At 57.7% G+C, this 6,686-nt stretch carries 8 protein-coding genes; 7 read left to right on the top strand and 1 reads right to left on the bottom strand.

Features of this window, described 5'->3' with window-relative positions; all coding sequences use genetic code 11:
* The first annotated feature begins 758 nt into the window (after positions 1-758).
* From rpmH to CCANI_RS13510, 7 genes are all read left to right on the top strand, one after another.
* Positions 759-902, top strand: coding sequence for a 50S ribosomal protein L34 (gene rpmH, locus CCANI_RS13540; protein ID WP_146325003.1), 144 nt, complete (start codon positions 759-761; stop codon positions 900-902).
* A 52-nt stretch (positions 903-954) separates the two neighbouring features.
* On the top strand, positions 955-1,314 hold the full coding sequence (gene rnpA, locus CCANI_RS13535) for a ribonuclease P protein component (RefSeq protein WP_146325005.1): 360 nt from the start codon (positions 955-957) through the stop codon (positions 1,312-1,314).
* Positions 1,274-1,570 (top strand): membrane protein insertion efficiency factor YidD, encoded by a 297-nt coding sequence (yidD, locus tag CCANI_RS13530; protein WP_146325008.1) that lies wholly within the window; start codon positions 1,274-1,276, stop codon positions 1,568-1,570. Before rnpA ends, yidD begins: the two co-directional genes overlap by 41 nt.
* Before the next feature lie 6 nt (positions 1,571-1,576).
* Positions 1,577-2,530 (top strand): membrane protein insertase YidC, encoded by a 954-nt coding sequence (gene yidC / locus CCANI_RS13525; protein ID WP_146325010.1) that lies wholly within the window; start codon positions 1,577-1,579, stop codon positions 2,528-2,530.
* Positions 2,531-2,636: 106 nt separating this feature from the next.
* Entirely contained in the window at positions 2,637-3,311 is a 675-nt protein-coding gene (rsmG, locus tag CCANI_RS13520) for a 16S rRNA (guanine(527)-N(7))-methyltransferase RsmG (RefSeq protein ID WP_146325012.1), read from the top strand.
* Between the two features lie 45 nt (positions 3,312-3,356).
* Complete coding sequence (locus CCANI_RS13515) at positions 3,357-4,280, top strand: ParA family protein (RefSeq protein ID WP_146325014.1); 924 nt, start codon at positions 3,357-3,359, stop codon at positions 4,278-4,280.
* A gap of 39 nt (positions 4,281-4,319) precedes the next feature.
* Positions 4,320-5,345, top strand: a complete 1,026-nt coding sequence (locus tag CCANI_RS13510) for a ParB/RepB/Spo0J family partition protein (protein WP_146325016.1) — start codon at positions 4,320-4,322, stop codon at positions 5,343-5,345.
* A 154-nt stretch (positions 5,346-5,499) separates the two neighbouring features.
* Here the strand turns inward: CCANI_RS13510 and CCANI_RS13505 are convergent, their stop codons facing one another.
* Positions 5,500-6,684 carry an N-acetylmuramoyl-L-alanine amidase gene (locus tag CCANI_RS13505; protein ID WP_146325018.1) on the bottom strand — a complete coding sequence of 395 codons (1,185 nt, stop codon included), beginning with the start codon at positions 6,682-6,684 and terminating at the stop codon, positions 5,500-5,502.
* Between the last annotated feature and the right edge of the window lie 2 nt (positions 6,685-6,686).

The following is a 6,686-nucleotide window of genomic DNA, read 5'->3' as shown; positions in this document are numbered from 1 at the left end:
GCTCGAATACGTCCTTTTGTGTGTAGCTTTGTGTCGCAGCGGGGGCGAGAACCCTCGTTGCTGCGGCACTCAAGCGCAACGAATAAGTCATCCACGGTATTGGGTTATTGGAACTGCTTGGGGAAAACTCTGTTTCCTTTTCCACCGGTCTTGTGGACCACCGGGATGCGGAGCAACCTGCTTGTTCACAAAGTTACTCACAGCTGTGGACAACTCTACGCAAAAAACTTATCCACAGTGGAATCACCAGGTTGTGGATAGATTGTTTGTTCTCCACATAAGTATCTGACCTGCAAAAACAACAGAATTTTAAGCCAAACGGCAGTGGTTCCACCAAAGTTATCCACAGGCAAAGTTGTCCACAGGCCATGTGGGCTGTGCACAACTGATCTGTCCTGCGGCTTTGTTTGTGGGTTTTGATTCGACAAAAGATTTGAAAATTACACGGCTGTGATTTTTGGGGGTGCGTGCGGAGGCGGCGTGTCGATTTGTTTCGTCAAAGGTAACCGCGTAGTCTGGCAGAGTCTCGCACATCGAAGAGGCTTGAACTTTCAAGGTCGCGCAGATGTGCTGTTTCGCACTGGGCGTGATCCGCAAATTAGCTCGGGTCGCGCCTGTTGCGAGCCTAGGGCGTTCCTCATCGAAGGTCGCATAGGTTTTCACATTCATCCAATCAGGGTGGCCGTAGCAGATACGATACTGCACACCAAGGCTTGTGTCGTGCGCGGTCCGCCCTCTCACAACTAGGAGTGTTCACCGTGGCTAAGGGCAAGCGGACGTTCCAGCCGAACAACCGTCGTCGTGCACGTGTTCACGGCTTCCGTACTCGTATGCGTACCCGAGCGGGTCGCGCCATCGTGTCGGCTCGTCGTCGTAAGGGCCGTGCTTCGCTGACCGTTTAATACATACGGTTGGCGCCCCAATACGGCACCACCAATAAGGAATCCTGAACGCGTGTTACCGCAACAATATTCGTTGGTCTTGTCGAGCGAATTCGCTCGCGCAGTCCGACAGGGGCGACGCAAAGGATCCAAAAGTGTGGTGGTGTACGTGTGGGAGCACAATGCCGAAGCAGGTATCGCCCGCTGGGGTGGTCCCCGTTTCGGCCTTATTGTTTCTAAGGCCGTCGGGAATGCGGTGGTTCGCCACCGCACGTCTCGGCGGCTGCGGCATGTTTGCGCTAGGCTTGCGGCGCAACTTCCGGATCGTTTTGATGTGGTGGTGCGGGCCCTGCCGGCCGCCGCTACCGCCAGCAGTGAGGAGTTGATGCGGGATGTGCGAAAAGCACTCCAACGGCTCGACGCGATCGCCTAGTCTGCTAGCTCGGATGCTTATCGCTGCCGTCCGCGGCTACCAAATGTATTTGTCACCCCTTAAGATGGGGTCAACTTGTCGTTTTGAGCCGACTTGTAGCGCGTATGCGCTGCAAGCGGTTCAGCTTCACGGTGCGTTTCGTGGCGTTGCGCTTGCCTTAGCTCGGTTAGCCAAATGCGGACCATGGCATCCGGGAGGTTACGACCCTGTGCCGCAGCGCAGGCCAACTAAACTTAACCTTGATCAGGAGTTCTGACCAACCGTGCTCAACTTCGTATATTGGCCAATTTCGGCCATCTTGTGGTTTTGGCACAAACTTTTTAGTTTCGTGCTGGACCCAGGATCCGGCATCACGTGGGTGCTGGCGATCGTCTTTCTGACGTTTACCATCCGCGTGTTGCTGGTTCGCCCCACGCTGAATCAGATGCGCTCTTCCCGCAAAATGCAGGATATGCAGCCGCGTATGACGGAAATCCGGAACAAGTACAAAAACGATCAGCAGAAAATGGTCGAGGAGACCCGCAAGCTCCAAAAGGAGATGGGTGTAAACCCGCTCGCGGGCTGCTTGCCGGTGCTGGTGCAAATGCCGGTGTTTATCGGTTTGTTCCACGTGCTGCGTTCGTTTAACCGTACGGGTACCGGGGCCGGCCAGCTCGGCATGTCCATCGAGGAAAACCGCAATACCGCGAACTACATCTTCTCCCCGGAAGATGTGCAGTCCTTCCTGGATGCGCGCCTGTTCGGCGTTCCGCTTTCGGCTTATATCACCATGCCGGAGGAAATGTACAAGGGCTTCGACCCGGTAAATTTCACGCAATTTGACATCATTCTGGTAGCCGCGCCGCTCATTATTATTATTGCGCTGGCAACGCACTTTAATGCGAAGATGGCCATCACTCGCCAAAACAAGCGCGTGGAATCCGGCCGCGCCGCCCCGCCGTCGAATGATCAAATGGCGATGCAAATGCAGATGATGAACAAAATGATGGTGTGGTTCCTCCCCGGCACCATTTTGTTTACCGGCGTATTGTGGCACATCGGTTTGCTCTGCTACATGGGCGCGAACAATATCTGGACCTTCTTCCAGCAACGTTACGTGTTTGCCAAGATGGACCGCGAGGAAGAGGAAGAGCTAGCGGCCAAGCGAGAGGCGAAGCGGGCGAGCGCCCCGAAGCCGGGTGTGAAGCCGAAGAACCCCAAGAAAAAGCGCAAATAATCCTTTGAACCCCAGCCGCACAGGTTGGGGTTTTTCGTTGCCGCGTATAGTCGTTAGGGTTAGTAGCGTCGATTCGGGGGTTTGTTCTGGTGACCATTTGGGAAGGATGTTTCACGTGAAACCGCAGTACGGTGAAGATTTCGACGATCTAGCCACCGCACCGCCCGCAGCGGCCCGCGTCTTTGGAGACAACCTCGCCGCTGCCGCCGCGTACTACGGTTCCCTGGCCCGCGATGCGTCCATCAGGGGTTTTATCGGCCCCAAGGAGGTTCCGCGGCTGTGGGAGCGGCACATCCTGAATTGCGCGGTTATCGGTGAGGCGATTCCCCAGGGCGCCACGGTTGCCGATATCGGTTCGGGCGCCGGCTTACCAGGCATTCCATTGGCCATCGCCCGCCCCGACTTGCACATAACGCTGATCGAGCCCCTGCTCAAACGTTCCAATTACCTGCGGGAGGTGGTGGATTTGCTTGGCCTTGACAACGTGACCGTGATTCGGGGGCGTGCCGAGGACGCCGAGGTGCGCGTAAAGCTGGGGCTTGTCGACGTCGTAACCTCCCGTGCCGTGGCACCCCTGGGCAAGCTCGCGGGGTGGTCGCTGCCGTTAGCACGTAAAGGCGGAAAAATGCTGGCCATGAAGGGGGTATCGGTGGCCGAGGAACTCACCCGCGATGCGAAAGAAATTCGAAAAGCTGGTGGTGGCGCGGCAACCATACTTACAGTAGGTGAACAACACCTTGAAGAACCTACGACCTTGATGAGTATTCCGCGAGTGAAATAACTGCCGTAGGGTTAAAGCAGAGCAATACGAAGGAGAAGGACCTCCATGGACGAACGGTACTGGGAAGACACCCCCATCGGGGCAGCTGCCCAGCGTGCAACACAAGTGCAAACTCCCAATGCTTTGCACTTACCGCGCCCGGACCGGACGCGCCTGATTACCGTGTCTAATCAAAAAGGTGGGGTTGGAAAGACCACTACCTCGGTGAATCTTGCCGCCGGGCTGGCGTTTCACGGCCTTCGCGTCCTAGTGATCGACCTTGACCCGCAGGGCAATGCGTCGACGGCCCTGGGCGTGGAACACCGCACCGGAACGCCTTCCAGCTACGAGGTGTTGCTGGGTGATTGCACCCCGGATGAGGCGATGCAGCAGTCCCCTTCTCATAAAAACCTGTACTGCATTCCGGCCACCATCGATCTCGCGGGCGCCGAGATCGAGCTGGTAAGCATGGTCCGGCGGGAATACCGGCTGCGGGACGCCTTGGATGAGGAATTCCTGGAGCGGAACGGCTTCGATTACGTCATTATTGATTGTCCCCCCTCTTTGGGGTTATTAACGATTAATTCTATGGCCGCTGTTCGCGAGGTGCTGATCCCGATTCAGTGCGAGTACTACGCGCTCGAGGGCGTTGGCCAGCTATTGAATAATATTTCTATGATTCGTCAACACTTGAATCATGAACTACATATTTCGACCATTCTGCTGACGATGTATGACGGCAGAACAAAGCTTGCTGAGCAGGTGGCGGAAGATGTGCGGGGGCATTTCAAAGATGTTGTGCTACGCACCCTTATCCCCCGCTCCGTGAAGGTTTCGGAAGCCCCCGGCTTTGGCCAGACAGTCTTGGAATACGACCCAGGCTCGCGCGGCGCCATGGCCTATTTGGATGCCGCGAAGGAAATCGCTAGTCGTGGCGATTACCTGCCAACACCAGAATCTGGGACTATTGGTGTAGCACCAAAATCGTAGGACGAAGCATCACTGCGTTAGGAAAGGCTCAACGCTCTCATGGCACAAGAACCGCGCAAAAGCGGCCTCGGACGTGGCCTCGCTGCCCTGATCCCCAGTACCCCCGCGGAAAGCCCCAAACTCGGTGATGGCGCCGCCGACATCATCATTGGTGGCAATACGCGCCCCCACAAGGGCGACACCAATGCGGCGGCCGCCCGCGATGCCAAACGAGCCAAACAGCAGCAAAGCAAAGACGCCGCCGGCGGCACCAAGACGCAGGATTTTGGGGCCAGCTACCAAGAGATACCCATCGCTTTGATCGCCCCGAACCCGCGCCAGCCGCGTCAGGTGTTCGATGAGGATGCGCTCGCGGAATTGGTGCATTCGATCCGCGAATTCGGCCTGATGCAGCCGATCGTGGTGCGGCACTCCCCCGCCGACGACGGCTTTGAAATCATCATGGGTGAGCGCCGCTGGCGCGCCGCCGCCAAGGCCGGATTGACCCATATCCCCGCGATCATTCGGGAGACCGACGATAGCTCCCTGCTCCGCGATGCGTTGCTGGAGAATATCCACCGCGTGCAGCTGAATCCCTTGGAGGAAGCGGCGGCCTACCAGCAATTGCTGGAGGAGTTTGGGGTCACCCAAGGCGAGCTCGCGGACCGTATCGGCCGTTCCCGCCCCGTGATCACCAATGCCATTCGCCTATTGGCGCTGCCAGTGAAGGTGCAATCGCGGGTGGCGGCGGGGGTGCTTAGCGCTGGCCATGCTCGCGCCCTGCTCGGCCTGAAGGCGGGTATCCCGGCGCAGGAAGCGTTAGCTGACCGCATCGTGGCCGAAGGGCTGTCGGTTCGCGCCACCGAGGAGGCGGTCATGTTAGCGAATCGGGGTGAGGCGCAGGAGAAGAAACCGGCGCCTAAGCGGGAAACGCCGGAGTTTTTCACCCGCGCTGCCGATCGTTTGGCCGATGGCCTAGACACCAAAGTCACGGTCACCATGGGCAAGCGCAAGGGGCGCATCGTGGTCGAGTTCGGGGATAAGGACGATTTTGAACGCATCCTGGGGCTTATCGATCGGGGGTAACTCCCACTAGCCCAAAACTAGAGCGGCGCAAGATTCGCGCCGCTCTAGTTGTTTGCAACGAGTACTCGGCCTTTTCTGGGCTTGAGTACAGCTCTTGGAGTCCTTATTCCTCAGGCAGGTACTTCACTTCTTCTAGAGGCCTATGAGGGCCGTTTTAGAGTAGTTCCGCTTCCAACAGCTCGTTGAATTTGTAGGTGCCCGTCGGTTGGTCATCGCGATCCATCAAATAGAGTCGCTTCACCGCGACCACCACCGCCTCGGCGATAGCATCGCGCTGCTTCGGATCAGTGAGCACCGCAACATCGTGCGGGCTGGACAGATACCCAACCACCACTTCCACCGCAGTCATCTTGGTAAAGCGCAGCAAACCCCAAGTTCCGGGGACATTGCCAATGTTCCTAAGATCCGTGCGGGCGCAAATCTCCCGCTGGATAAAGCCGCTCAATAACTCGCCCGCCTCGGAGGTGGTACCGCGGACGGAACCGAAATAGAACGTGGCGCAGCCATTAGCCTTCTCGTTCGGGTAGTGATCGCACTGCAGGCTGATCATGAGATCGGCGTTGGAAGAATTGGCTATCGATATCCGCTCGTTCTCATTGAGATCCGTGCGCTGCGGCCGCGACATCATGGTTTCCATGCCTGCCGCAACCATGCGGCCCTCGATGCGGGATGCGAGATCCCAAAGGATTTCTTCCTCCGTGACCTCCCCGAACGGGCCCTTGATCTTACGCGCGGGATCATGGGTGTTGTCGTGGTGGCCTCCGGGGCCGGGATCAAGAATCACCCGTTTGCCGGCGAGCCAAGGCCCAGCCTGACGCACCGCCTCCCGTTCCCGGATGGCGTGCGGGGAGCCGCCTGTGATGCGGCGCCCCAGATAGCCCAGCGCAAGGATCGTTTGCGGGCCGCAAATGCCATCGGCCTGCAACCCGTAGTTCATCTGATAGTTCATCAAACCCTGGTGCGTAAGCTCGCCGAAGCGGCCGTCCAAGCGTTCGGGATAAAAACCGAGGTCATGCAATTGCTTCTGCAACTCCAGAACATCATCACCGATCAATTCGTTCGATGGTTGAAATTCTAGAATCCGCTCACCAAGCTTGTAGGAAGCCTCGCGCAATGTGCGCAGGGTGGCTTCCCCAATTTTTCCGTCGGCGATGAGTCCCCGGCTTTGCTGAAAAGCCTGTAGCGCTTCTGACAAAGGAGCGTCGAAGAAGGTGTCCTCTGGGCGGAACACGCGAGATGCGTCCCCGTGATACCCCTTGTAGAGGCCCAGCCGCGCAAGGGTTGCTCGTACTTCAGCGACACGTGGGCTCCTATCACCGACCTTGAGAACCTCTGCCACGG

Origin of the sequence: Corynebacterium canis (assembly GCF_030408595.1) — a bacterium.
GTDB lineage: Bacteria > Actinomycetota > Actinomycetes > Mycobacteriales > Mycobacteriaceae > Corynebacterium > Corynebacterium canis.
Note: the sequence above shows the minus strand (reverse complement) of the source record. Positions and strands in the feature narration are given on the sequence as shown.

Coding starts and splice junctions, on each gene's coding strand:
- CCANI_RS13515 (WP_146325014.1), top strand. CDS start 3,357: ATGGACGAACGGTACTGGGAAGACACCCCCATCGGGGCAGCTGCCCAG.
- rsmG (WP_146325012.1), top strand. CDS start 2,637: ATGTTTCACGTGAAACCGCAGTACGGTGAAGATTTCGACGATCTAGCC.
- CCANI_RS13510 (WP_146325016.1), top strand. CDS start 4,320: ATGGCACAAGAACCGCGCAAAAGCGGCCTCGGACGTGGCCTCGCTGCC.
- yidD (WP_146325008.1), top strand. CDS start 1,274: ATGTGCGAAAAGCACTCCAACGGCTCGACGCGATCGCCTAGTCTGCTA.